This window comes from Streptomyces sp. NBC_01426 (assembly GCF_036231985.1).
GTDB lineage: Bacteria > Actinomycetota > Actinomycetes > Streptomycetales > Streptomycetaceae > Streptomyces.
In genome coordinates, this window is record NZ_CP109500.1 from 494,355 (window position 1) to 517,104 (window position 22,750).

The window sequence follows — 22,750 nt, forward strand, 5'->3', positions numbered from 1 at the left end:
CGCCCTTCACAGGTTCCGCAGGGCGGGCAGCAGTTTCGCCTCGGCCCACTCCAGGAACGGTTCCTGGTGCTCGCCACCGATCTGGACCAGGGCGACCTCGGTGAAGCCCGCCTGCGCGTACGGGCGTACCGCCTCCACGAAGGCCTCCACGTCGTTGCCGCACGGGATGGCCTCGGCGACGTCCTCGGGCCGGGTGTGCTGGGCGGCCTGGTCGAAGCCGGCCGGGCCGGGGAGTTCGGAGTTGACCTTCCAGCCGCCGAGCGCCCAACGGAACTGGTCGTGGGCCCGGGCCACGGCCGCGTCCCGGTCGGTGTCGTAGCAGACGGGAAGCTGGCCGACCCTCGGCTTGCCGGCGCCGCCGTGGGCGTCGAAGGCCTCCAGGAGGTCGTGCTTCGGTTCGGTGGCGATGACGAGGTCCGCGTACCGGCCGGCGAGCGCGCAGGAGCGGGGGCCCGAGACGGCGATGCCGAGGGGAGGCGCTTGATCGGGCAGGTCCCACAGCTTGGCGTTCTCCACGTCGAAGTGGGCGCCGTGGTGGCTCACGTTCTCGCCGGTGAACATGCGGCGGATGATGTCGACGGCTTCTTCCAGCATCTCCAGGCGTACATGGGCGGCGGGCCAGCCGGCGCCCACGATGTGTTCGTTGAGGTTCTCGCCGGAGCCCAGTCCGAGACGGAACCGGCCTTCCGAGAGGATCTGCACAGTGGCCGCCTTCTGCGCGATGACGGCCGGGTGATAGCGGAAGGTCGGGCAGGTCACGTACGTCATGAGCGGGATGCGGGAGGTCGCCTGCGCGGCCGCCCCGAGGACGCTCCACGCGTAGGGGGCATGGCCCTGGGACTCCAGCCACGGGAACGAGTGGTCCGAGATGACGGAGAAGTCGAACCCCGCCCGCTCCGCTCCGACCACGTGGGACACCAGCTCACGCGGCCCGGCCTGCTCGGTCATCATCGTGTATCCGATTCGCACCATACGCACCGCCTAGCCGCGATCAGTCGATCCGAAACCCTTCGCCGCGCCTGAGGGTCCATACGGCCCACCGGGGGGCGGGGGGCCGGGGGCGGGCCGTGGACCGGTCCGCGAGCCGAGCGCGCAACCAGCCCGGAACGCATCGGGCCGGGCACGTACCGGGCCGGCGGCGCATCGGGCGGCCGAGCGCCGACGCTGACCAGCCACCGGCTCCCGGCTCCCGGCTCCCGGCTTCCGGCTTCCGGCTTCCGGCTTCCGATACATCGCGACAGCGGATATCGGCCGCGAGGTGTCCGGGCGACGCCTCGGACAGAGCCTGGATCCGCGAGATCGTGGACCTCCACCCCAGGAACCCTGGTCCGGGAGCCGCCGGGTCGGCCATCTCACGGAGAATCACGTGCCGCAGGACATTACCTTCGACCTGCCCTTCCCCCTCGCGCTGAGCCCCGACCTCCCCGGTGCGAGGCAGCGCAACCTGGCGTGGGTGCGCCGTTTCGGGCTGGTCGGGGCCGGCCGGTCCCTCCAGTGGTACACGTCGTGGGACATGCCGCGGCTGGCCGCCCACGGCATGCCCTACGCCCGGGGAGCGGCCCTGGACCTGTGTACGGACGCGATGGCGTTCTTCTTCGTCTTCGACGACCAGTTCGACGGCCCCTTGGGTCGGGATCCCGCGCGTGTCGCGGCCGTCTGCCAGGACTTGATCGACATCGTCCACGGAGCACCGGCCGGACCGGGCGCGGACGCCTGCTCCCGCGCGTTCTCCGACATCTGGACCCGATGCCGCCATGGCGCCCACCCCGGCTGGGTGGCCCGCTCCGCGCACGAATGGGAGTACTACTTCGCCACCCAGGCCCACGAGTCCATCGGACGGACCCGCGGCACACCGGGGGACCTGGAGACCTACCTTCAGGTCCGGCGCGGCATCGCCGGCACCGCCGTCCCCCTCTCCCTCGGCGAGCGCGCCGCGGGCCTCGGCGTTCCCGCGGCCGCGTTCCACAGTCCGCAGTTGCGCCTCATGCGGGACATCGCGGTCGACGTCAGCATGATGTGCAACGACGTGTACTCACTGGAGAAGGAGGAGGCGCGCGGCGACGTCGACAACCTCGTCCTCGTGATCGAGCACGCCGACGGCGCCACGCGCGAGGAGGCCCTTGCCGCGGCCCGGGAGGAGGTCGCCCGCCGCACGCGGCGCTTCGCGGAACTCGCGGCGGAGGTCCCGTGCGCGTGCGCGCAGCTCGGGCTGACGGCACGGGAGACGGCCGACGTCCGGGCGTACGCCGATGGCATGGCCTCGTGGATGAGCGGATACCACGCCTGGCAGACCCGGACCCGCCGCTATACCGCCGCACTCGACGTCCTTCCCGGCACGGGCCCCGGCTACTTCGACGAGATCCTCCCCCCGTAGTCGGGTATCAACTGGTCATCCGGCCTGTGCGGCGGGACGGTTCGCGGATTCCTGAACGATGTGCGGCGGCGACCTATCGGCTGAAGTGCGCCTGGTGTTCGCGCAGGAAGGCGTCCAGGGTGCGGGGCGGGCGGCCGAGGATGTCGGCGACGGTGCCGTTGGGGGTCTCGGGTCGGGTGATGGCGAGTTGCTGGATCTCCGTCACGTGGTCGGCGAGCCAGGTCGGCATGTGGGCGTGGTGGATGAGGTTGTCACGCAGTTCGTCCGGTGTGAGGTCGACGTAGCGAACCTGCTTGCCGCTCAGGTTGCTCATGCGGGAGGCGATGGCGGGATAGGAGACCGCCTCGGGTCCGGTCAGGGAGTAGGTGCCGCCGGCGATGTCGGGCCTGGTGAGGGCGGCGGCGGCGACATCGCCGATGTCGCGGCAGTCGACGTGGTTGCAGGGCGCGTCGCCCGTCGTGCCGAGGATGACGCCCCGGGCGACGGTGGGGGCCAGGCGCAGGAGGTTCTGCATGAACGCGTAGGGGCGCAGGATGGTGTGGGTGAGCCCGCACGCGCGCAGGTGTTCCTCGACGGCGTGGTGTCCGCGGGAGATGGCGACCGGGGAGTCGGGTTCGGCGGCGGGTGCGGAGATCTTGACGATGTGGCCGATGCCGGCTTCCGCGGCGATGTCGATGACGCGGGTTTCGAGTTCGACCTGTGCGGGGCTGTTGGCCATGGCCAGGAAGAGCTGGTCGGCGCCCTTGAATGCGGTGTGCAGGGAGCCGGGGTCCGTGGCGTCGGCGTACCGCACCTCGACGGGCGGCTGGTGCGCGCCCGTTGTGCCGGGGATCGGGCTGTGGGGGGTGCGGGTGAGCGCGCGGACGGGCGCGCCGAGTGCGAGGAGGCTGTGGAGCAGTGCGTTCCCGGTTGCTCCGGTCGCTCCCATGACAACGATCATCGTGTGCTCATTCCTTGGTGACGGGTGGGCTCGGTGCCGGCCTGGGCCGGGGGTGTGGTGGTGGTGGTGGTGCGCCAGCGGAGGGTGACGATGGCGGTGGCGAGGGCCGCGGACACGGGCAGGTCGATGCGCAGGCGTTCCAGCCACGGGGTGGCGGGGATCGGGGTGTGGGCGGGCAGCCACTGGGCGGTGAACCATCCCAGCAGGGCCGCCGCTCCGGCGGCGATGATCACGAGTGCCACGGTGAGGACGATGCGGGGCATGGTGAGGGTCCACCGTCGGGGCCGCCCGCCCCGGTGCAGCCAGGTACCGACCAGGAACGCCACCACGGCGGAGGTGCCGGCTATGGAGGTGCAGGCGGCCACGGCCAGGTCCTGCTGCCCGGTGACGACTCCGGCGGTACCGGCCGTCAGTGCGGGAGCGGCGTAGGCGGTCAGCACCTCCCGCCACAGGGTGAACGGCCGGGGTGGCCGTGCGGCCGCTCGGCCGCGGCTGGTTCTGTCCTTCGTTGCGGGCATGCCGACCTCTTTCTGTTCGCGTGCGGGAGGTGCAAGTGGGGCGGCGGAGGCCCGACCAGCACGCTCCCGCCGAGGTAATTAGGCAGCTAACCATGGGGCGAAAAGAAGGCCCTGCCCGAGGGGCGGGGCCAAACCGGCGCAGAGCAGGGTCAGTCGGCGACCAAGGCCGTACTGCCGCGCACGACCCGGGCGAGCAGATCGAGGAACACCGCGCGCTCCTCGACGGACAACCCTCCCACCATCGCCTCAAGCCGCCCGAAGTGATCGGACGCCATGTCGCGCAGGCGCTGCGCCCCAGGTGCGGTCAGGACGGCCACCGTGCCCCGACCGTCCTCGGTGGACGGGCGGCGGGCGATGAGGCCCTCGCGCTCAAGGCCGTCCAGTAGGCCGGTGACCGTGGCCCTGGAGACATCGAGGTCGGCCGCGAGGCGCGAGGGGGACTTCTCCCCGCCGTGATCCTCCAGGTCGGCGAGCAGGCGGTAGCGTCCCGTCGACAGGCCGAACCTGGCGAAGTGCGCCTCGGCCGCCCGACCGACCCTCGCGCCGGCGGAGATCAGCCGTACTGCGACCAACACCGCCTGTGGATCGACCTCCAGGCCGTAATGCTCGACCTGACGCCTGGCCTGGTCGAGCGTGGGCGCCTCGCCGTCGATGTCGTTCCCCGCCATGGAAGTAATATGGTGGCTAATCACTTCGGCTGTCAAGGCGTCCATCTCCGGCCTTGACAGGAGGCAGACCCCGGAGTCGGCGCTGACGCCGTGGCGGGGCGGCATGCCCGCGCCCCGGCCACGGCATCAGTCACTCCGAACGGAGCCACTCCCAACCGGCTCTGGTGGCTCAGCCCACCCGTTCGATACGGGCCTTGCGGATCAGGTTCTTGCCCGGCTCCCGCACCTTCTCGAACGCCGCGTTGTTCAACAGGACACAACTACCCGAGGGGCCGTTCACCGTCACCGTCGTGGCCTGACCGTTGTCCAGGTTCGTCACCTTCAACTTCGTACCCACCGGGAACGTCCCACTACTCGCCGCCGGCGCACCCCCCTCACCCGACAACGTCACCGTCGACCCCTTGCACACCACTTCACCGGTGGCCGGCGGTACCTGCACACCCGCCGCACCGGCTGCCGCCCCCGCCGTGCCGGCCGCGCCTGCCGCCCCGGACGGCGCCACACTCGCGCCACCCACCCGTTCGATACGGGCCTTGCGGATCAGGTTCTTGCCCGGCTCCCGCACCTTCTCGAACGCCGCGTTGTTCAACAGGACACAACTACCCGAGGGGCCGTTCACCGTCACCGTCGTGGCCTGACCGTTGTCCAGGTTCGTCACCTTCAACTTCGTACCCACCGGGAACGTCCCACTACTCGCCGCCGGCGCACCCCCCTCACCCGACAACGTCACCGTCGACCCCTTGCACACCACATCGGGCGCGGCGGCATTGCCGGTCGCCATCGTGGCGACGGCTCCTCCTGCCACCAGCACTCCCGTCATGCCGGTGAACACGAGCTTCTTCGTACGACTCATGGTCCTTTTACGGGACATTGACACTCCTCGGTTCGATGGATGCTGTCGTCCTCCCGTCCTGCATACGGCACACGTCTCGGGCGAGTTCATTCCTGTCACAGGCCGACAATTCCGTCCGTGCGGAGGTCTGAGCGCCGCGGGGCGTACGGAGGTGGGCCGGGGGTGTCCTCGAGCACGCACAAAGCAGCAGGTCGCAGGCCTGGCGCCCCGGGTGACCGACGTGGCTGTCGCATCCCGCCGACGGCCTCGATCGACACGGAGGCGGGGCGGGCTAAGGAGGGCTTAAGGCGCCGTTGTTCCAGCCTTAAGGGGTCCTGGCACAGCGTGGGACGTGTCGGTGTGCCTGTCCGTGTCCCCCAGGACCGGGCGTCACTCCACCACCAGGTCGGCCCGGGCCCGCCCCGGCGCGATCAGCCGGGCGTTCGCCTCGTCGGAACGCGAAACCCATTCCGTGGCGGCCGTGCGCTCCTTGCCGTGGCGGACATGGCGGTCGACGAGCCGCCCGACGCGCATCGCGTCGTCCGGGGCGAGGAACCAGGCCTCGTCGAGGAGCGGCCGTACCGCCGCCCACTCCCCCGCCGTGTGCAGCAGGTAGTTCCCCTCGGTGATGACCAGCGGTACGGAGCCGTCGACCCGGATGCTCCCGGCCACCGGTTCCTCCAGCGACCGGTCGAAGGCCGGCGCGTAGACCGCACCGGCCCCGGGTGACCGCAGCCGGTCCAGCAGCGCCGTGTACCCTGCGGCGTCGAAGGTGTCCGGGGCACCCTTGTGGTCGGCCCGGCCCAGGCGCACCAACTCGGCCTGGGCCAGGTGGAACCCGTCCATCGGCACCACGACGGCCTGCCCCGGCCCCAGGGCCCGGGCGAGGCTCTCGGCCAGGGTGGACTTCCCCGCGCCTGGTGGCCCGGCGATCCCCAGGATCCGCCTCTCCCCCGACGCGGCGAGCCCGCGCGCCCGCTCCTCAAGTTCCGTGAACTCCATGCCCCCATCCTGCGCCATGGCATGCCCGGCCTCGACGGCGTCGCGCACCTGACCACCGCTCACCAATCGCGGGTGGCGATCAGCTCCTCGACGTCCGCGTCCGCGAAACCGTAGGCCGACGCGACGAACCCGAAGTCCTCGGCGATCTCCTCGCGCGCGACGGTCTCGATCGCGCTTCCCTCCTTCTCGAACTCCGTCTCCAGCTCGTTGAACTCCTCGGTCGCCGCGTGGGTGAGCGCGTACAAGGCGGTCAGGTCCGTCGGCCTCTCGGCCTCGATCCGCTCGCACAGTCTCAGCAGGATCTCCTTGCCCCGATCGAGGACGTGGTCCGGGAAGTAGGTGTCCGCGTACAGCGGGCGAAGAAAGGCACGACCGGCGATCTTCTGGTTGGTGGGCTGCGGCATGGGGCTCCGTCCGTGTGACATGTGGTGACGTGCGGTGGATCCGATCCTCGCGCACGCCACTGACACTCCTGCGGGCGGTCGCACCACCGTGCGCCTGCGTGCATCCGGGGCGGTGTCCTCGGGCGAAGGAGAAGTACACCCCGAAGGCGAGGTGCCGGTTCCGGTTGGTTTCACGAGAGGGAGTCCGCCGTGGTCTTCGTAGAGCGCTCGTTCACGATTCCCAGGCCCCCAGCGGTCCTGATCGACTATCTGAAGGACTTCAGCCGGGCCCAGGAATGGGACCCCGGCACCAAGACCTGTGAACGCCTCGACGGCGGGCCCGTGCGGGTCGGGTCCACCTGGCGGAACGTGTCCGAGTTCCGTGGGCGGGAGACTCGGCTCACCTACGAGTTGGTGCGCCTGGACGAGGACCGCCTGACCTTCGTCGGCGACAACTCGACGGTCACCACGACCGACGATCTCCTGCTGGTCGCCGTCCCGGGCGGGACCGCACTCACCTACCGGGCGCGGTTGGACTTCAAAGGGCTGTTCAAGCTCGCCGCCCCGTTCCTCGGAAGAGAGTTCAACCGTCTCGCGGACGAGGTGGAGCGCGTCATGCCGCAGGTGCTCGCGAACCTCTGAGGAGCAGCGCGGTATCCGACGTCCAGGGCCTGATCCAAGAGACAGCCCCTGGACGCAGCCTTCCTCGTCGGCCACCTACGAACGGCTCAACCGGCCCACTCGAAACGCGACCACCCCCTCCGCCCCCTCCTGCCCGCCCTCGGCGGCGGCCGCCTCGCCGCAGTCGGAGTACTCCTGTGGTCGGATCCGGTGCCGCCTTCTCCTTCGAGGGCCTTCCCGCGGTCACGGACGGCCACAATGGAGCCATGAGCGAGCAGCGCTTCACCCCTGACCAGGCCGGCACCGGCTACGCCCCGAGCCCCGTCCGCACGTCCCGGTACCGCCACAACCTCCGGTACGAGAACCCGGCCGGCCAGGCCTGGACCAGTCCCGAGGGCCACACCCTGCGCACCCCGTCCGCCCTCACCGTCGTCACCTGCGCCTGCGGCCTCGCCACCGACGCGCTTCCGAGCGACGATGCGCGACTCGTCTACGAGGAACACCGCAACACCATCCGCGACGAGTCGGCATGACGGGCGAACCGCCGGCCCGGTGCCCTCGGTCGCAGGCTTCGTCGCCGCCGTGTCGGGTGGGATCCGTGTCCGGCGGCTTCGCGGCGGGCCACTGATCGCAGTCGACGGCCGCGCCCTGCGGCGAACGAGTCGGACCGGCTCAGTGGTGCGGTGAGCGCATCACCCGCCGCATCCGGGCATCGGTCGGTGACGGGCGGGGGCGTTGGCGTCCGGTGAGGCGCCGGACGCCCGTGAGTGCGGTGACGAGGTGGGACATCAGGGCGCTCACGCGGTCGGCTCCCCGGGTGCGGCGGCCCTGGCCAGGGCGCGGAACCGGTCCCACCGCACCTGCGGCCGGCTCAGCCCCCGACGCTCCAGGTAGCGGTTCGTGGACCGCTTCGTGTGGCGCAGGACGCGGAACGCGTCGGTGGCCCGTCCCGAGCCCATCGGTTCCACGACGGCGGCCGGGACGAGGATCCAGCCGTCCGTGGTCCGCCGCAGATCCCCGCGGACGGATGCGTTGTACATGTGGTTCAGCCGCTCGTCGTGGCGGTGCACCAGCAGCGTGGCCGGGCCGCGTTGAACGGCGCAGTCGGACGGTACGTCGACCAGGTATCCGGCCGGGGTGGGCCTGGGCCGGGTCCGTGCGAGCAGGGGCGCCCCGGACGCGTCCCGTGCGGCCAGTACCGCCGTGGGGAAGCGGCTCAGCTGCACGGCTCCGGGCAGCGCCTCCGTCCCGGTCACGGCCGCCGGTGCGCCCGGTTCCGGGAGCGTTGCCAGTGGCGGCCGTACGCGTACGTGCTCGGGCTCGACGGTGATGTGGAGCCGCAGGTAGTACCAGTGCATCAGGGGCCTCATGGGAGGCGAGAGGTACGAACGGCTGTGCGGCTGGCGTTCGAAGAGCCTCTGCCAGTACGCCTCGGCCCCTTCCGGGCCGGTCATGATCTCGTCGGGGCACTCGGCCCTGCCGGCGACGAAGACCTGCGGGGCGGGGTCGAGGCCGCTGCCCGTGGGGTCCGAGAAGAGCAGTGCGACCCTCCCGTCGCGGCGCACGTTCAGGGCCTTCTGCGCGAACGCGAGGGAGGTGGTCAGCAGCAGGGTTCCGTCCTCGCGCCGTACCACCGCCGTGGGCCAGGCCTGCGGGGTGCCGTTCCTGCCGAGGGTGACGAACTCGCAGGTCCGGTAGGCGTCCAGGGCATCGAGGGGAGCGGAGTCGAGTACGGTCATCGTTCCGTTCCGCCGTCCAGCGGGGCCCGCAGCGCGCGGCGGGCGGCCGTGTACTGGCGGCGTCCGACCGCCTTCCACAGCAGGCGCCCGACGAGTGGGGCCCTGCCCAGGAAGTAGGCCTGCTCCTGCGGGGTCGCGTCTTCGAGGAGCGCGCCGAGCGCGAGCATGAGCTTGTTCCTCGGGACGGTTTCCAGGCCGCGGCGTCCGACCGCGTCCCACTCGGCGACGGTCAGGTGGTCGGCCACCAGGGGCAGGACCAGCCGCTCCTCGTCGTCGAGGTGCTCCAGGAGCGCCGAGCGGTGCTCGTCCAGCGCCAGCGCGAGTTCCTCGCCCGCCGCGTGGTCGGCGGTCCGCCGCCACCCGGGTACACGGTCGGTGACCGCCGCCCGGCCGCGGTCGATCCGGGCGTGCTGCTCCTCCATCCGCGCGATCAGTTCCTCGTCGGCGGCGCGCTCGCGCAGGAGCGGCCAGATCGTCTCGTCCTCGACGGTGTGGTGGTGGTGCAGTCCCGTCATGTACTCGGCCATGTGGGCCGCGACCTCGGCGGCGCGGGCGGTCTCACCGTCCGGGACGGCTCGGACCAGGCGCGGCAGCAGGGCCGACTCGCGACGGAAGACGCGGTGGACCACGACCATTTCGTGGGTGTGGGGACGTTCGGAGGTGGTGCTGGGGGACACGCTCGCTTGCTCCGTGGATCGAATGCGGACAATGGATGTGACCAAAGTGCCTGCTGTCACTTGGCGTTGACTTGGCGTCGAGAGGGCGTTGACATGGCGTTGCTTGGCGAACCGCCCGACCCGTGTGTGCCCCCTCGCCCCACCCCCGACCAGGGCGTTCATCCTTCGTCGACATAACGTTTTCGCCACCTCCGGTAGATTTCCGGACGTGCTGCGAATACGAGTGCTGGGCTCCCTGGACGCCGAGACGAGAGGTACGCCGGTCCCCCTGGGAGCACCGCGGCAGCGGGCCGTGCTCGCCTGTCTCCTCGCGTCCCGCGGTGCGGTGGTGTCCGTGGACCGCCTCGCCGAGGACCTGTGGCGCGGCACCCCGCCGGCCAAGACCACCGTGTCGTTGCACGCGTACGTGTCCAACCTGCGCCGCCTGCTGGAGCCCGAGCGAGCGCCGCGCGCCCCCGCCACCGTCCTGGTCACCTCCGCACCGGGGTACGCCCTACACCTCCCCGAGGACGCGGTGGACGCATGGCGCTTCGAGGCACGGCTGGAACGGGCACGGCGCGCCCCGGCCGCACAGAGACGGGAGTTGCTGGCCGAGGCACTGGCCTGGTGGCGGGGGCCGGCCTTCCAGGAGTACGCCGACGAACCCTGGGCCCTGCCCGAAGCGGCCCGCCTGGCGAACCTGCGGGCGGACGCCTGCGAGCTGGCCGTCGCGGCCGATCTCCGCACCGGGCACACCGCGGAGGCGGCTTCGGCCGCCGAGGCGCTGGTGGGTGAGCACCCGCTGCGTGAGGAGGGCTGGCGGCTGCTCGCGCTCGCCCACTGGGCCTGCGGGCGGCGCGCCGACGCACTCGCCGCGCTGCGCCGCGCCAAGGCGGTGCTGCGCGATGAGCTGGGCTGCGATCCTTCGCCCGCCCTGGTGGGGCTGGAGCACGCCCTCCTCGACCAGCGGCTGGACGTACTGCGCGCCCACGTGCCCGAGCGGCCGCCCGCGGGTGGCGTGCCGGAGCCGCTGCGGGCGATCGGCCCGCCCGCGCAGGGTCCCGCCGCCGTACCCGCCGGCAGACCGCCCCTGTTCCTCGGCCGGGGCGAGGAACTCGGCGCCGCCGACACGGCGGCACTGGCCGCCCGTGGCACCGGCGGCACGCTGCTGGTCACCGGCGAGGCGGGAGCCGGGAAGTCGGCCTTCCTCGCCCGGTTCGCGGACCGGCTGCGGGACGAGGGTTGGACGGTCGTGGTCGGCCGCTGCCCCGAGCAGGAGGGCGCGCCGCCCGCGTGGGCCTGGGTGGAGGCGCTCGGCGCCCTGGCCCGGGAAGTGCCTCCCGCGCACGCGGGGGATCTCGCCGTGCTCCTGCACCAGCCGGAGGGAACGGCCGCGGCCACGCGGGACGAGGCGACCGCCGACCGTTTCCGTACGCACCGCGCGTTCACGGCGTGGCTCGCCTCCGCCGCCTCCGCCGGGCGGCCACTGGCCGTGTTGCTCGAGGATCTGCACCGGGCCGACGGGGAGACGTTGGCGCTGCTCGAAGCGGCGGCAGCGGTCACCGGGGTGCCCCTGTTCACCGTTGCCTGCTACCGCCCCGCCGAGGTGACCGACCGGCTGGTGACCAGCCTCGCCCGGCTCGCCGCCCGCCTTCCGCACCGGATCGCGCTCGGCGGGCTGCCGGCGCGCGACGTCGCGACCGTCGTCGACGCCGTCTGCCGTGAGCCCGTGGACCGGGCCACGGTCGCCACGATCACCGCGCGGACCGGCGGCAATCCGTTCTACGTCTGGGAGAGCGCGCGGCTGCTCGATCGTGAGGGCGCGCTGGTGGCGCTCTCCGAGGTCCCCCAGGGCGTCCGGGACGTGCTGCGCAGGCGTTTGGCCCTGCTTCCCGACGCCGGGTTGGCGGTCGTGCGCCTCGCCGCCGTCGTCGGTCTGGAAACCGATGTCGCCCTGCTGGTCGAGGCGGCCGATGTCGACGAGGAGACCGTGCTCGAAGGGCTCGACGCCGCGCTCGCCGCGGACCTGCTCACCGAGCCGGCGCCCGGCCGGGTCGGCTTCGTACACGCGCTGGTCCGCGACACCGTCTACACCGACCTGTCCGGCGTACGACGAGCGCGCCTGCACGACCGGATCGCCCGCACGCTGCACCGGCAGCGGCCCGGGGACCTGGCCGCGCTCGCCCACCACTTCGCCCGCTCGGGCAGGGCCGCGAACGCCCCGCTGGCCGTCGACTACGCGCTGCGCGCCGCCGAGTTGGCGGAACACAGGTACGCGCACGACGTGGCGGTCGCTCTGATCGCGCAGGCGCTCGACGTGCACGGCGCGGCCACCACCGATCCCTACGCGGCCCCCGACGCCACCCTCGCCCTCCTGATGCGCCTGCTCGGCGCACAGGTCCGCGCCGGCGCCACGGACGCCGCCCGCCACACCCGGCAACGGGCGGTGGAGCTCGCGGTGCGCGCCGGCCGCGACGACCTGGTCGCCGCGGTCTACGGAGCCTGGACCGAGCCTTCGCCCTGGCGCAGTCGACTGGAGGGGCTGTTCGACCGGACCGCGCTGGCCCGCCTGGAGCGCCTCGCCCGGGACCACTCCCTGAACGGGGCGACCCGCGCCCGCGTGCTCCAGGTCCTCGCGGACGCCGTGGCCGGCGAGGACGCACCGCGCGCCCGTGAGGCGGCCGACGCCCAGCTGGAGCTGGCCCGCTCCGACGGCGAACCCCGGCTGCTCGCCTCGGCCTTGATGACCTCGGCCAAGCTGCTGCCGCACGAGCTGCAGGGCGCGGACCGGCCGCCACTCATCGCCGAACTGCGCGAGCTGGCCGGGGAACACGACCTGCCCGCGTACCGCTGGGTGTGCGAACACCTCGACGCCATGACGGCGGCCGCCCGCAACGACCCCGGCGCGGTCCACCGACACACCACCGAGGGCCTGGACCTCGCGCACCGCTACGGAATGCTGTGGGCGCGGGGCATCAACGCCACCACCCGCGCCATGCTGGCGGCCATCGCGGGACGGTTCACGGAGGCGGAAGAACGCTACGCCCAGGCGGACGAACTGTTCCAGCGCGTCGGGGCGCACCACGCGACGGGCCCCCGCACCCTCGGCCTGTGGACCATCCGCTTCACCCAGGGGCGGACGGCCGACATCGAGCGCAGTGTCCGCGAGGTGCACGAGGCCGTCGGCGCGCCCGTCGCCGTGGCGCACTCGCTGCTCCTGGCCCGCCAAGGGCGGCTGGACGAGGCACGGGAGGTGCGCTTCGCCCCGCGACCGGTGACGGACCACCTCTACGGTGTCGAGCTCGACTACCGCTGCGAACTCGCGGTCCTGCACGCCGACACCGAGGCCGCCGGCACACTGATCGAGCACCTGCTGCCGATCCGCGACCAGTTCGGCGGCGCGGCGGGAGCCGCCTACGCCACCCGCCCCCTCGCCCACCCCCTGGGGGACCTCCACCGCCTCCTCGGTGATACCCGGGCGGCGGCCGACGCCTACGCCCTCGCCGAACGTGTCGCCCACGCCTGGCACGCTCCGCACCACGCGGCGGCCGCGCGCCACGCCGCGGCCGACCTGGCAGCGGAGCACCGCCGGCGCCGGACCTTCGCCGTGTGACACGGCCCCCGAGGTCCCGCGGGTCCCCGGGGGCCATATGGGTGTCGACAGCCCACCCCGATCCGTGCGCGCCTGGCGAGGCGAGGCGGAACTGCGCGGCAGGGTGCTCATGCGCGAGGGAACCTGGCTGGAGTAGCCCGGCCCCATCGACCGCACGCGGAGGAGCGGAGGATGGGCGCGGCCCGCCGCCCCGGGGGGGGGAAATCCGCCGGCCGGAGGCCGTACGCGCCAGGCATCCTGGGGGCATGCACGACGTTCCGAACCGCCAGATCCGCGCGGCACACACCGCCGACACCGTCACCGTCTACCAGGCGTACTCCCCCCTGTTGGGGGTTCCGGCCGCCCGCGAGGGACGATTCCCGCCGGCCTGGAAGCGGGAACGGATGACGTGGATCAAGCCGTCGTTCCTGTGGATGATGTACCGCTGCGGCTGGGGCGGCAAGACCGACCAGGAGACGGTTCTGGCCGTCGAGATCACCCGCGAGGGATTCGACCACGCGCTGCGCCACGCCTGCCTCTCGCACCACGAACACGGCATCCATCCCGACGTGGCGACCTGGAAGCGGGCCCTGCGGGAGAGCTCCGCCCGCGTCCAGTGGGACCCGGAACGCGACCTGCACCTGAACCCGCTGCCCCACCGCTCGCTCCAACTGGGTCTGGCCGGGCCCCTCTCGCGCGCGTACGCCGACGAGTGGACGGTCGCCATCCGCGACGTCACCCCGCAGGTCCGGGAGATCCACGGCCTGGTCCGAGCCGGCGAGGACGCGGCGGCGCGGGCCCTCCTTCCGGCGGAGATCCCCTACCCGGCGGGCCCGCTGCCCCACCTCGGCGCGTAATCGATCCGCCCCGGGCGGGGGCGCGTCCTGGTGCGCGCCCTCGATCCGCCACCCAGAAACCGACCCGGATCCGCTCCTCCGTCTCGGATGCCGCTTCGATCAACGCCCCCCGTGGGCGGGAGTTCTGCGCGTACACCCGGTGGCGGCCCGGAACTGCGTTCATGCCCTGCCGGGGTCAGGGCGTCAGGTCCTGTTCGGTCCAGACGGTCTTTCCTCCGGGGGTGTGGCGGGTGCCCCAGCGCTGGGCGAGTTGGGCGACGATGAACAGGCCGCGGCCGCCTTCGTCGACGGCGCGGGCGTGGCGCAGGTGGGGGCTGGTGGTGCTCGTGTCGTGGACTTCGCAGGTGAGGGTGCGGTCCTTGATGAGGCGTAGCCGCAGGGGCGGGTTGCCGTGGCGGAGAGCGTTGGTGACCAGTTCGCTGACGATCAGTTCGGTGGCGGCCGCCGTGTCGTCGTCCACGTTCCAGCCCTTGAGCGTGCGGCGTGTGTGCCCGCGGGCGGCGGCAGCCTCGGTGAACTCGTCGGCCAGGTCCCAGGTGGCCGTGGCGTGGGTGGGGAAGGCGTGGGTGCGGGCGAGCAGCAGTACCGCGTCACCGTCGCGGCTGCCGGGCCCCAGTGCGTACAGGGCTTCGTCGCACAGATCCTGCAGGGATCGGCCCGGACGGGCGAGGACATCGCCGAGAAGGCCCGGGCCGGTGGCGTCCCCCGTTTCGGCTTGGGCCGTGGCGAGGAGCCCGGGGGTGTAGAGGGCGAGGGTGGTGCCCTCGTCGAGTGCGACGGTCGTGGTGGCGAAGGGCCAGCCTTCGCCACCCAGTGCGGGCCCGATGGCCGGCTCCACTGTTTCGGTGCCGCCGTCGGGACGGACGATCACCGGTGGCGTCGGTTGGCCGGCGCAGGCGAACGTACAGGTGCGGGCGAAGGGGTCGTAGACCGCGTAGAGGCAGCTCGCGGAGAGCGGCTGTTCGTACATCGGGTCACCGGTCGGTTGGGCCGCGCGTTCCGCCGCCAGGAAGCGGGCCGTGTCATTGAGGCGGGCGAGGAGCTCGTCCGGTTCCAGGTCCAACGCGGCCAGCGAGTGGATGACGGTGCGCAACTGTCCCATGGTGGTCGCGGTGTGAATGCCGTGTCCGGCGACGTTGCCCACGACCAGGGCGGTGCGCGCGCCCGACAGGGGGATCGCGTCGAACCAGCCGCCGCCCCCGTTGCCGCCGGGAACGTGCAGGTGGGCCGTTTCGACGGTGCTCTGCCCCATGGAATGGCGCGGCAGCAGATGGCGTTGGACCGTGGCCGCGATGGTGTGCTCGCGGGTGTATCGGCGGGCGTTGTCGACGCAGAGGGCGGTATGGGCGCTCACCTGTCGCAGGAGACCGAGATCGCCCTTGCCGAAGGGATCGGACCCGTCGGTGCGATAGAGGCTCACCAGACCCAGAACCCTGCCCCGCAGGGCCAGAGGGGCCACGAGCAGGCTGTGGGCTCCCGCGGAACGAATGGCGCCCGCCCTCTTGGGGTCGGCCCCCAGCCACGGGCTGTCATCGCCCAGGGGAACGATCCGGGGCCTGAGGTCGATCAGGGTCTGGCTGTAGGGAGTGGGGTTGCCGAGACTCCGCACGTCGCCCACGGGGTGGGCCTGAGCCTGTCGGCGTTCGCCACGTGCCTGGAAGGCGGCGCGGCGCAGCGGTACGTCCTGAGCGAGCGGGCCCGTCGGGGGCTCCTCGCCGCGCACCACCGCCTCCACCACCTCCACCACGGCGATGTCGGCGAAGGCCGGCACCAGGGCGTCTGCCAGCTCCTGACAGGTGGCGATGACGTCGAGGGTCTGCCCCACGCGCTCACGCACCCCGTCGAGGACCCCCAGTCGGGCCCGCGCCTCCTGCGGTTCCGTGACGTCGACCGCCGCGACCGCCACCCCCAGAATCGTTCCCCGCTCGTCGCTGAGGCGGAAGACGGAAACCGAGCGCGTCCTCTCCCGCCCCTGATCCGGGTCCAGCCGCGAACGCACCAGGTGCTCTCGCACCGGTACTCCGGTCTTCAACACACCGCGGATCATCTGCGTCACCTCCCCAATCGCGGTCAGGCCGGGGAAGACATCGGTGAAGGGACGCCCCAGCAGTGCCTCGACGGGAACGTCGTGCATGGTCCGCGTGGCGGTGTTGATCCGCACCAGCCTCAGCTCCGTGTCCAGGACGTGGAGCCCTACCGGTGACTGCGTGAACAGGGCGTCCAGCACCGCCAGGTCCACGTCCCCGGGAACACTCCGCCGTGCTTGACGGGACGGATCCTCGTGCGTCACCGCGATCACCTCCGCACCCAGCCTGCCCGACCGGCATACCGGTGGCCCTCCGCAGAGCCGTCAAGTAGCTCAATCAGCTCCGCCCGAGCCGCGGCCGACCCAGGGCCCCGAAAGCACCCGCCGCTCCCCCGGCTCCGGCGTCCGGGCATCCGGGAGCAGAGCGACGGCGGCTCTGAACCGAACGGGGTCCCGGCAGCGCTGCGCAGCCGGGGCCCGTCCGGTGAGCGGACCGCCGATGGACGGCCTCGTCAGGGTGTCGGCCGGGCGGTCCGAACCCGGCGGACCAGGCCGACCGCCAGGTCGCCCAGCATGAAGGCGAGCAGTGTCACTCCCAGCACGGGCATCGCCCAACCCAGCGCGGCCACCAGCGGAACTCCCACCACCAGCACGGGAATCGGCAGCCTACGCCACGTACCGCGGACCGGGGCGCGGCCGAGGGTGGCCCTGCCTTCCGCGCGGGTGGGTCGGCGCTGCCACCACATGCGGTAGCCCCACACGATCACCAGCACCAGACCGAGCGCGATGACGGCCAGCACGATCTGATTGAGGACGCCGAAAAGGACGCCCATGTGCCCCTGCACGCCGAGCTTGCTGAGCTTCGCCGGCAGTGGGTAGTCGGCCCACCGGCTGTGCGAGGTGACCTTTCCCGTGCCGGTGTCCACGGCGACCTGGTCGTAGTGCACCGGCCAGACGTTGTCCTTCTGCGCCACGACCCAGGCGCTGGAGGCGTCCGCCGCGGGCTTCACCTCGACGGTGCCGCCCAGCCCGGCGCCCCGGGCCGCGGCGAGTGCGGCGTCGAACGCGGCCGGATCCGGCCCCTCGCTCTTCTCACCGCCGTGATCGCCGCCGTGGCCGGCGTGTTCCCCGCCTTCCCCACCGGCCGGCGATCGGGTCCCGGGCAGCGCCGTGTCGAGTTCGGGTGCGTGCCCCTTGGTCGCGTCCAGCAGTTGCCCGAACCGCTCGCCGGCGTAGTGAGACCAGGTCAGACCGGTGGCGCTCAGGAAGAACAGGCCGAGCGCGAGCCAGACTCCGGTGGCCGCGTGGAAGCTGCGGGTACGGCGCACTCCGCGCGCGGCCCGGTCCGGGAGCAGCACGCCACGGGCGGACCGGGCGCGTTGTCCCCGGCTACGACCGACCCACAGCACGAGGCCGCCGGCGACGACCACCCAGAGCCAGCTGGCCGCGACTTCCGAGTAGAGGCGGCCCGTCTCGCCGAGGTGCAGGTTGCGGTGCAGGTCGTCGAGCCACGTCGTCAGCGGTGTCGACCCGAACCAGGTGGTGAGTTCGCCTTGGACCTCCGCGGTATAGGGGTCGACGAAGACGGTGCGCTGCTTCTCTCCGAGCTCGGGCAGGGACAGCACGACGCGTGTGGTGTCTTCGGGCTCCGCCGCCGTGGTGACGGAGGCGAGCGAGCCCTCCGGGTACGCGGCACGAGCCGCGGCGATCTGCGCGGACAGCGGTCGGGCCTGATCGCCGACCTGCTCGACTTGGAGCCGGTCTCCGTACACGAGCTGGTCGAGCTGCGGAGTGAAGGTGTAGATCAGTCCGGTGAGGGCCGCCACGAGCAGGAACGGGGCGACGAACACCCCCGCGTAGAAGTGCATCCTCACCAACAGGGCACGCACACCCTGCCAGGAACGCCCGGGAGCGGGCTCCTGCGGCGGCGCCGCCGGTCTGAGCGGTTCATGATCGGTGATCGACGTCACGTGCGTTCCCCCAGGGGTGCGGCTGAGCCGGGAAGTGTGACGGGAGACCGGGCGGGGCGGGAGTCGTGAGAGTTCGGGCCGGATCGGGCGAACCGTGCTCGCCCCCGCTTGCGGCAACCGCCGCGCATACCCCTCACCTCGTGTCTCCGCCCGCCGTCGTTCCTGTCCGGAATACGAGGCACCGGACGCCGGGTCCGACTGCCTCTCCCCCGTAGTCGGATGGGAACCCCATCTGGTTTCCGCCACTTCCACGGAATCTCAAACAGCTGAAGCGCAGGCGGCGCGGGGTGAGCCCAGGAGGCGTGGCCGGAAACCGTGCGGGCAGCGCACCTGGTGCCTCGTGGGCGCCGTCAGACGCGCGGTCGCAGCGACCGAGGGAAGCTGAGGCCCGTCACCGTCCGGTACGTGCGCACCGTTCAGGACGGAATGGAAAGGGACCAGCCGACGATGTCGGCGAGGCGTCCACGCCACAGGCCGTAGCGCATGGTCTGGTTCGCTGCGCCTGTCAGGAAGACGGCGTCTTGGAGATGCACCCAGCGCGGCAGCGGGTCGGTCTCCTGCTCCTCGCTCTGTTCTTCGAGGACCTGGTTGATCAGCCTCGGCAGGCGAGCGAGCGATTCGGCGCCGGCGCCGGGCAGATCACGCAGTGCGGTTTCCCATTCCTGCGCGTACGCACTCCGGCTGATCACCTGCCCGTAGATCACCCCGCCGGGAATGTTCAGCGACACGCCGAAATGAGACCGGTTCTCCTCGTCCTTGTTCACCAGGTTGATCAGCATGCGCAGCTCCAGGTCCAGGAGCGGCTCGACCACCTCGGGGGACCGCGGCCTCTGGGGCTTGCCTTCCGTCACTCCGGACTCGTCGGCCATCGTGCATCCTCTCGGCGGGCGTGGGCGCTCGGGACGGGCCCCGAGAACGGAACAGGAGTCTCCCCGTCAGGTGCCCGGACTCCCGCGACGCATGCCCGGGCCCCCCGGCTCGGACCGGTGACCGGGTGGCAGCCCTCCGGGCCGTCGAGCGCTCGGTCAGCCCGACCGGACCTGAAACTCGCGGCAGAGCGTAGCGCGCCCGGCCGTCCGGCAGGCAGGCGCCTCGCCAGGCCTGTCCTGCTCGCGCGCGAGGTCACCTCACGCGCGAGGTCTCGCCTCACTCGCGCGTCTCGCCTCACTCGCGCGTCTCAGCTCACCCCGCGCGTTCTCAGCTCACCCCGCGCGTTCTCAGCTCACCCGGCACGTTCTCGGCTCGTTCCCGCATGCTCGGTTCGTTCCCGCGTTCTCAGTCGGCGAGCATGCCGCTGCGCAGGCGGGCCAAGGTACGCGAGAGGAGGCGCGAGACCTGCATCTGGGAGATGCCGAGTTCGGCGCCTATCTCGGCCTGTGTCATCTCCTGGGCAAAGCGCATCCGCAGGATCCGTCGGTCGCGTTCTCCGAGCTTGCGAAGGAGGGGGGCGAGGGTGTGGAAGTCCTCGAAACGGTCCAGGGCGGGATCGATGTCGCCGACCGTGTCGGCCGGCGGCCGGCTGTCGGTGCCCGCGGCGGACCGCTCCTCCGTGTCGCCGGCGGTGTCGAGGGAGGCACTGTTGTACGCGTTGGCCGCCAACAGCCCCTCGATGACTTCCCTTTCGGAGAGCCTGAGGTACTCGGCGACCTCCCTCACCGCCGGCGCTCTGCCCAGGGCCTCGGTCAGGGCTTCTTGGCTTCTGGCGAGTTCGGCGCGCAGTTCCTGGAGGCGGCGCGGGACGTGTGCGGCCCAGGTGGTGTCACGGAAATACCGCTTGATCTCGCCCGTGATGTAGGGCAGGGCGAGGGTGGAGAACTCGACGTGCCGGCCGGGGTCGAAGCGGTCGACGGCCTTGATGAGGCCGATGGTCCCGACCTGGATGAGGTCCTCGATCTCGACGCATCCGTTGGCCTGGGCGCGAAAGGGCCCTACCGCGTAACGGACCAGCGAGATGTTCATCTCGATGAGGGTGTTGCGTGCGTACTGGTACTCGCGAGTTCCCTCCTCCGACGCCCTCAGCCGGATCAGGAACAGACGTGACAGCTCTCGCGCGTCAGCCGGCGCCACCTGAAGGGGCTCGTCGATGCGCGGCAAGCTCTCCTCCGACCGGATGGCCGAGCACTCGCCCGGATCCGGTGCCACCCTGGCCGCCGCACGCGGGGAGTTGACGGCCAGGGGGTGAGGCATGAGAGCAGTCCTCCTGAACGAATGGGTTGCCTGGAGCCGGGGTGTGCGGAACCGGGTTGCCTGGAGCCGGAACCGGCTTGCTTGGAGGCGCGTGCCCGCACGATTCCCGGTTACACCGGGCAGAAGGACGCCGATCGGCCTGGGATACACGGGGTGGCGCGGGCAGGCCGGCCGGCGCTCACGCGCTGGACGCAACCGGGCCCACATCGGGCAGGTTTCGGACTCCCCCGGTGACGCGCGGCGGGGGCGGCAGCCGTTCGGCTGTCGCCCCCGCCCGGGGTGTGCGCGCGTCCGTCAGACGCGGTGCGGCCCGTCGTAATAGCCGCCCACCTGACGGTGATAGTCCGCGTCACCGAGGTGCTTGTCCTTGTCGAACTCCGGAGCGTTCTTGATCTGCTCCTTGGTCCGATCGACATGGATCTTCTTGTCGTCCGCGTCGATCCGACTGACCGTCCCCGCCGGCAGGAGAACCTCCTTGCCGAAGATCCACGGACCGGTGTCGACCACGATGTACGCGGAACCCACCTCGTCGGAGTGCTTGTCGACCTTGCCGATGGAGCCGTCCGTCGCCTCGACCTTGTAGCCCGTCAGGTCCGCACCGGCCAGACGACCGGACGTCTCGCGGTAACCCCACACATTCTCAGTCATACGAAGAACTCCCTCACCACTCGAAATCAACGGAGGCTTTCTCCCGGCACATTCACCACCGCAGAGGCGCCGTTCCGCCACAACGCCGCCTGCCCCCGACCACCCCGCCCACACACCCCACACACCCTTTTTCTCGATCGACCCCGAAAGAGCAGGCCACACCCCCGAACACAAAGGCGAATCCGGACACGACCGTGGGGCCCGCCCCCGAAAGGACGGACCCCACAACACGTTCACCACAGACGGAACACCCGTCTACCAGCGGTACCAGCGGCCGCTCCCACCCTTCGGACGGGCAACGAACCCGACAAGCCACAACACCAGCACCGCGATCGCGACCCACCAAAGGATCTTCACCGCGAAACCGGCACCGAAAAGAATCAAAGCGAGCAGAAGAACAAGAAGCAGGGGAACCATGATTATCAACCTCCGAACAATCGAATGCCCCCACACCCCCAAGCCATGCACACCGGATTTACTTGTTTCTTATCGACGCAGGCGGGCAACCGGATGAGCCGCGTGGCTCCGACGCATGGGCGCCGCACAGCAGCCAGGCACAGGAAGGCACAGGAAGTGTGAGCCCTTCCGTTCACGCCGGACGGTCAAGCGGCAGGTAGCCGAAGAGTCCCACCACCGTGCGGTCGAGCCGCGAACGACGGCGATAGGCGATAACGGGGCAACCAGCTCCGGGAGTGCATCAGGGACCAGACGCTTCGACAGATCAGCACTCACGACCGGCATCATGCCGCTCGGACATCACGTCACGTCGTGGGACAGCCTTCCAGGCCTGGTTGGTGCGGTCGTCCTGGCGGCCTGCTCGATCTTCGCGAAGGAGGCTGCACGGGCTTCCTCGTCGTTCGGCTGCTCGTTCTCGGCGCGCACCCCGGTCCGGCCGTCGACGCCCTCGCGCAGGAGCAAGGAGCTCAGGAACCCGTCCACGCGAGACAACCTCCAAGCCCGATGGCCACGGTCCGATAGTCACGCGCGGGCGGGGTAAGCGCGTGGAGCGGCAACCACACAGAGGTCATCGCAGAACGGATCACAGAACGGAGAGTGTCATGCAGAGTCTGGTCACGCCCGAGGGTCATACCGGCCGTTCGGCGCAGCACACCTGCCGGCCCCTCCGCCCCGACCAGGCACGCGACGCCGCCACGAAGTTCCTCACCGCTCTCGATCCGCCGCCGCCCGAGAGCACCATCCAGAACGTGCTCCTCCTCGTCTCCGAGCTCGTCACGAACGCGCTTCGGCACGCCGGCGCGGTGACCTCGTTGAAGCTGCGCGCCGACCGCGCCCGCATCCAGGTGACCGTCGAGGATCCCAGTCCTGCCCAGCCCCGGGGCCGCACCCCTGACTGGACGGGTTGTACCGGCGGCTTCGGCTGGCCCATGATCCAGCGTCTCGCCCAGAGCCTCACGATCGTCCCGGCGCGCCCCGGCGCGGGCAAAGCGATCATCGCCGCTCTCCCCCGCTGAGCCCGGCCGCCCTCCTGGAGGCCCATCCGCTCCGCGCCCCATCGACCGCCGCGACCGGCCCGGGGACGCGACACGCCACTCAGCAGCCCCGCCACAGCCACCCCGATCAGGCAAGCAATCATCGGTACGCACTCACACTTTTTCTACTGTGGTCAGGTTAGTTTTTCCCTCGGGGGAAGGTACTCTTTTTGCGAGCCCACCGAGCCGAGGGCTTCCAGGCCGCCGAGTCGAGGTCCCAGAGGGCAGCACCGAGAACCATCGAGGA

Annotated in this window: 23 protein-coding genes; 6 read left to right on the plus strand and 17 right to left on the minus strand. The window is 71.5% G+C overall.

The features are described from left to right. Positions 1-6 precede the first annotated feature (6 nt). Positions 7-972 carry an LLM class F420-dependent oxidoreductase gene (locus tag OG906_RS02355; protein WP_329439459.1) on the minus strand — a complete coding sequence of 322 codons (966 nt, stop codon included), beginning with the start codon at positions 970-972 and terminating at the stop codon, positions 7-9. A 394-nt stretch (positions 973-1,366) separates the two neighbouring features. Between OG906_RS02355 and OG906_RS02360 the strand changes: the two genes are divergently transcribed. Further along, complete coding sequence (locus OG906_RS02360; protein ID WP_329439461.1) at positions 1,367-2,374, plus strand: terpene synthase family protein; 1,008 nt, start codon at positions 1,367-1,369, stop codon at positions 2,372-2,374. A 73-nt stretch (positions 2,375-2,447) separates the two neighbouring features. Here the strand turns inward: OG906_RS02360 and OG906_RS02365 are convergent, their stop codons facing one another. The 6 genes from OG906_RS02365 to OG906_RS02390 all read right to left on the minus strand — a co-directional run bounded on the left by OG906_RS02365 (position 2,448) and on the right by OG906_RS02390 (position 6,738). Beyond that, positions 2,448-3,302: an NmrA family NAD(P)-binding protein gene (locus tag OG906_RS02365; RefSeq protein ID WP_329439463.1), complete on the minus strand. Its 855-nt coding sequence runs from the start codon at positions 3,300-3,302 to the stop codon at positions 2,448-2,450. Positions 3,303-3,310: 8 nt separating this feature from the next. Continuing rightward, the gene (locus tag OG906_RS02370) at positions 3,311-3,832 is read right to left on the minus strand and encodes a hypothetical protein (protein WP_329439465.1); all 522 of its coding nucleotides are present in this window, start codon (positions 3,830-3,832) and stop codon (positions 3,311-3,313) included. Positions 3,833-3,981: 149 nt separating this feature from the next. After that, on the minus strand, positions 3,982-4,500 hold the full coding sequence (locus OG906_RS02375) for a MarR family winged helix-turn-helix transcriptional regulator (RefSeq protein WP_329439467.1): 519 nt from the start codon (positions 4,498-4,500) through the stop codon (positions 3,982-3,984). A 169-nt stretch (positions 4,501-4,669) separates the two neighbouring features. Continuing rightward, positions 4,670-5,353: a hypothetical protein gene (locus OG906_RS02380; RefSeq protein ID WP_329439469.1), complete on the minus strand. Its 684-nt coding sequence runs from the start codon at positions 5,351-5,353 to the stop codon at positions 4,670-4,672. Positions 5,354-5,722: 369 nt separating this feature from the next. Beyond that, the gene (locus OG906_RS02385; RefSeq protein WP_329439471.1) at positions 5,723-6,334 is read right to left on the minus strand and encodes a nucleoside/nucleotide kinase family protein; all 612 of its coding nucleotides are present in this window, start codon (positions 6,332-6,334) and stop codon (positions 5,723-5,725) included. A gap of 59 nt (positions 6,335-6,393) precedes the next feature. Then, positions 6,394-6,738, minus strand: coding sequence for a DUF5713 family protein (locus tag OG906_RS02390; protein ID WP_329439474.1), 345 nt, complete (start codon positions 6,736-6,738; stop codon positions 6,394-6,396). Between the two features lie 189 nt (positions 6,739-6,927). Between OG906_RS02390 and OG906_RS02395 the strand changes: the two genes are divergently transcribed. Then, positions 6,928-7,359, plus strand: coding sequence for an SRPBCC family protein (locus OG906_RS02395; protein ID WP_267829562.1), 432 nt, complete (start codon positions 6,928-6,930; stop codon positions 7,357-7,359). A gap of 245 nt (positions 7,360-7,604) precedes the next feature. Continuing rightward, a complete protein-coding gene (locus OG906_RS02400; RefSeq protein WP_329439477.1) occupies positions 7,605-7,871 on the plus strand; it encodes a hypothetical protein in 267 nt (88 codons plus the stop codon). 139 nt (positions 7,872-8,010) lie between these two features. On the opposite strand, the gene OG906_RS02405 is transcribed toward OG906_RS02400, so the two are convergent. From OG906_RS02405 to OG906_RS02415, 3 genes are read right to left on the minus strand one after another with little or no spacing between them, the layout of a single operon-like run. Continuing rightward, complete coding sequence (locus tag OG906_RS02405) at positions 8,011-8,139, minus strand: hypothetical protein (protein ID WP_329439479.1); 129 nt, start codon at positions 8,137-8,139, stop codon at positions 8,011-8,013. After that, the gene (locus OG906_RS02410) at positions 8,136-9,077 is read right to left on the minus strand and encodes a pyridoxamine 5'-phosphate oxidase family protein (protein ID WP_329439481.1); all 942 of its coding nucleotides are present in this window, start codon (positions 9,075-9,077) and stop codon (positions 8,136-8,138) included. Before OG906_RS02410 ends, OG906_RS02405 begins: the two co-directional genes overlap by 4 nt. Continuing rightward, a complete protein-coding gene (locus OG906_RS02415; RefSeq protein WP_329439483.1) occupies positions 9,074-9,754 on the minus strand; it encodes a hemerythrin domain-containing protein in 681 nt (226 codons plus the stop codon). Before OG906_RS02415 ends, OG906_RS02410 begins: the two co-directional genes overlap by 4 nt. A 208-nt stretch (positions 9,755-9,962) precedes the next feature. On the opposite strand from OG906_RS02415, the gene OG906_RS02420 reads away from it, so the two are divergent. Both OG906_RS02420 and OG906_RS02425 read left to right on the plus strand, forming a co-directional pair. Beyond that, positions 9,963-13,346: a BTAD domain-containing putative transcriptional regulator gene (locus tag OG906_RS02420; RefSeq protein ID WP_329439484.1), complete on the plus strand. Its 3,384-nt coding sequence runs from the start codon at positions 9,963-9,965 to the stop codon at positions 13,344-13,346. Between the two features lie 245 nt (positions 13,347-13,591). Next, positions 13,592-14,182: a DUF4291 domain-containing protein gene (locus OG906_RS02425; protein WP_329439486.1), complete on the plus strand. Its 591-nt coding sequence runs from the start codon at positions 13,592-13,594 to the stop codon at positions 14,180-14,182. A gap of 175 nt (positions 14,183-14,357) precedes the next feature. Here the strand turns inward: OG906_RS02425 and OG906_RS02430 are convergent, their stop codons facing one another. From OG906_RS02430 to OG906_RS02460, 7 genes are all read right to left on the minus strand, one after another. Then, a complete protein-coding gene (locus OG906_RS02430; protein ID WP_329439488.1) occupies positions 14,358-16,472 on the minus strand; it encodes a SpoIIE family protein phosphatase in 2,115 nt (704 codons plus the stop codon). Between the two features lie 248 nt (positions 16,473-16,720). Continuing rightward, positions 16,721-18,076, minus strand: a complete 1,356-nt coding sequence (locus OG906_RS02435) for a PepSY-associated TM helix domain-containing protein (protein ID WP_329447903.1) — start codon at positions 18,074-18,076, stop codon at positions 16,721-16,723. Between the two features lie 518 nt (positions 18,077-18,594). Then, positions 18,595-19,047, minus strand: a complete 453-nt coding sequence (locus tag OG906_RS02440) for a hypothetical protein (RefSeq protein WP_329439490.1) — start codon at positions 19,045-19,047, stop codon at positions 18,595-18,597. Positions 19,048-19,453: 406 nt separating this feature from the next. After that, entirely contained in the window at positions 19,454-20,365 is a 912-nt protein-coding gene (locus OG906_RS02445; RefSeq protein WP_329439491.1) for a SigB/SigF/SigG family RNA polymerase sigma factor, read from the minus strand. A gap of 294 nt (positions 20,366-20,659) precedes the next feature. Next, positions 20,660-21,013, minus strand: coding sequence for a PRC-barrel domain-containing protein (locus tag OG906_RS02450; protein ID WP_267799197.1), 354 nt, complete (start codon positions 21,011-21,013; stop codon positions 20,660-20,662). A 255-nt stretch (positions 21,014-21,268) separates the two neighbouring features. Next, positions 21,269-21,430, minus strand: coding sequence for a hypothetical protein (locus OG906_RS02455; protein ID WP_053676175.1), 162 nt, complete (start codon positions 21,428-21,430; stop codon positions 21,269-21,271). 339 nt (positions 21,431-21,769) lie between these two features. Further along, a complete protein-coding gene (locus tag OG906_RS02460) occupies positions 21,770-21,952 on the minus strand; it encodes a hypothetical protein (protein ID WP_329448217.1) in 183 nt (60 codons plus the stop codon). 119 nt (positions 21,953-22,071) lie between these two features. Between OG906_RS02460 and OG906_RS02465 the strand changes: the two genes are divergently transcribed. Further along, positions 22,072-22,485 (plus strand): ATP-binding protein, encoded by a 414-nt coding sequence (locus OG906_RS02465; protein WP_329439498.1) that lies wholly within the window; start codon positions 22,072-22,074, stop codon positions 22,483-22,485. Positions 22,486-22,750 lie beyond the last annotated feature (265 nt).

Excerpts from the sequence above, each read along its gene's own strand:
- OG906_RS02355 (WP_329439459.1), bottom strand. The coding sequence starts at position 972 with ATGGTGCGAATCGGATACACGATGATGACCGAGCAGGCCGGGCCGCGT.
- OG906_RS02365 (WP_329439463.1), bottom strand. The coding sequence starts at position 3,302 with ATGGGAGCGACCGGAGCAACCGGGAACGCACTGCTCCACAGCCTCCTC.
- OG906_RS02370 (WP_329439465.1), bottom strand. The coding sequence starts at position 3,832 with ATGCCCGCAACGAAGGACAGAACCAGCCGCGGCCGAGCGGCCGCACGG.
- OG906_RS02375 (WP_329439467.1), bottom strand. The coding sequence starts at position 4,500 with ATGGCGGGGAACGACATCGACGGCGAGGCGCCCACGCTCGACCAGGCC.
- OG906_RS02380 (WP_329439469.1), bottom strand. The coding sequence starts at position 5,353 with ATGAGTCGTACGAAGAAGCTCGTGTTCACCGGCATGACGGGAGTGCTG.
- OG906_RS02385 (WP_329439471.1), bottom strand. The coding sequence starts at position 6,334 with ATGGAGTTCACGGAACTTGAGGAGCGGGCGCGCGGGCTCGCCGCGTCG.
- OG906_RS02390 (WP_329439474.1), bottom strand. The coding sequence starts at position 6,738 with ATGCCGCAGCCCACCAACCAGAAGATCGCCGGTCGTGCCTTTCTTCGC.
- OG906_RS02400 (WP_329439477.1), top strand. The coding sequence starts at position 7,605 with ATGAGCGAGCAGCGCTTCACCCCTGACCAGGCCGGCACCGGCTACGCC.
- OG906_RS02410 (WP_329439481.1), bottom strand. The coding sequence starts at position 9,077 with ATGACCGTACTCGACTCCGCTCCCCTCGATGCCCTGGACGCCTACCGG.
- OG906_RS02425 (WP_329439486.1), top strand. The coding sequence starts at position 13,592 with ATGCACGACGTTCCGAACCGCCAGATCCGCGCGGCACACACCGCCGAC.
- OG906_RS02435 (WP_329447903.1), bottom strand. The coding sequence starts at position 18,076 with ATGCACTTCTACGCGGGGGTGTTCGTCGCCCCGTTCCTGCTCGTGGCG.
- OG906_RS02440 (WP_329439490.1), bottom strand. The coding sequence starts at position 19,047 with ATGGCCGACGAGTCCGGAGTGACGGAAGGCAAGCCCCAGAGGCCGCGG.
- OG906_RS02445 (WP_329439491.1), bottom strand. The coding sequence starts at position 20,365 with ATGCCTCACCCCCTGGCCGTCAACTCCCCGCGTGCGGCGGCCAGGGTG.
- OG906_RS02450 (WP_267799197.1), bottom strand. The coding sequence starts at position 21,013 with ATGACTGAGAATGTGTGGGGTTACCGCGAGACGTCCGGTCGTCTGGCC.
- OG906_RS02455 (WP_053676175.1), bottom strand. The coding sequence starts at position 21,430 with ATGGTTCCCCTGCTTCTTGTTCTTCTGCTCGCTTTGATTCTTTTCGGT.
- OG906_RS02465 (WP_329439498.1), top strand. The coding sequence starts at position 22,072 with ATGCAGAGTCTGGTCACGCCCGAGGGTCATACCGGCCGTTCGGCGCAG.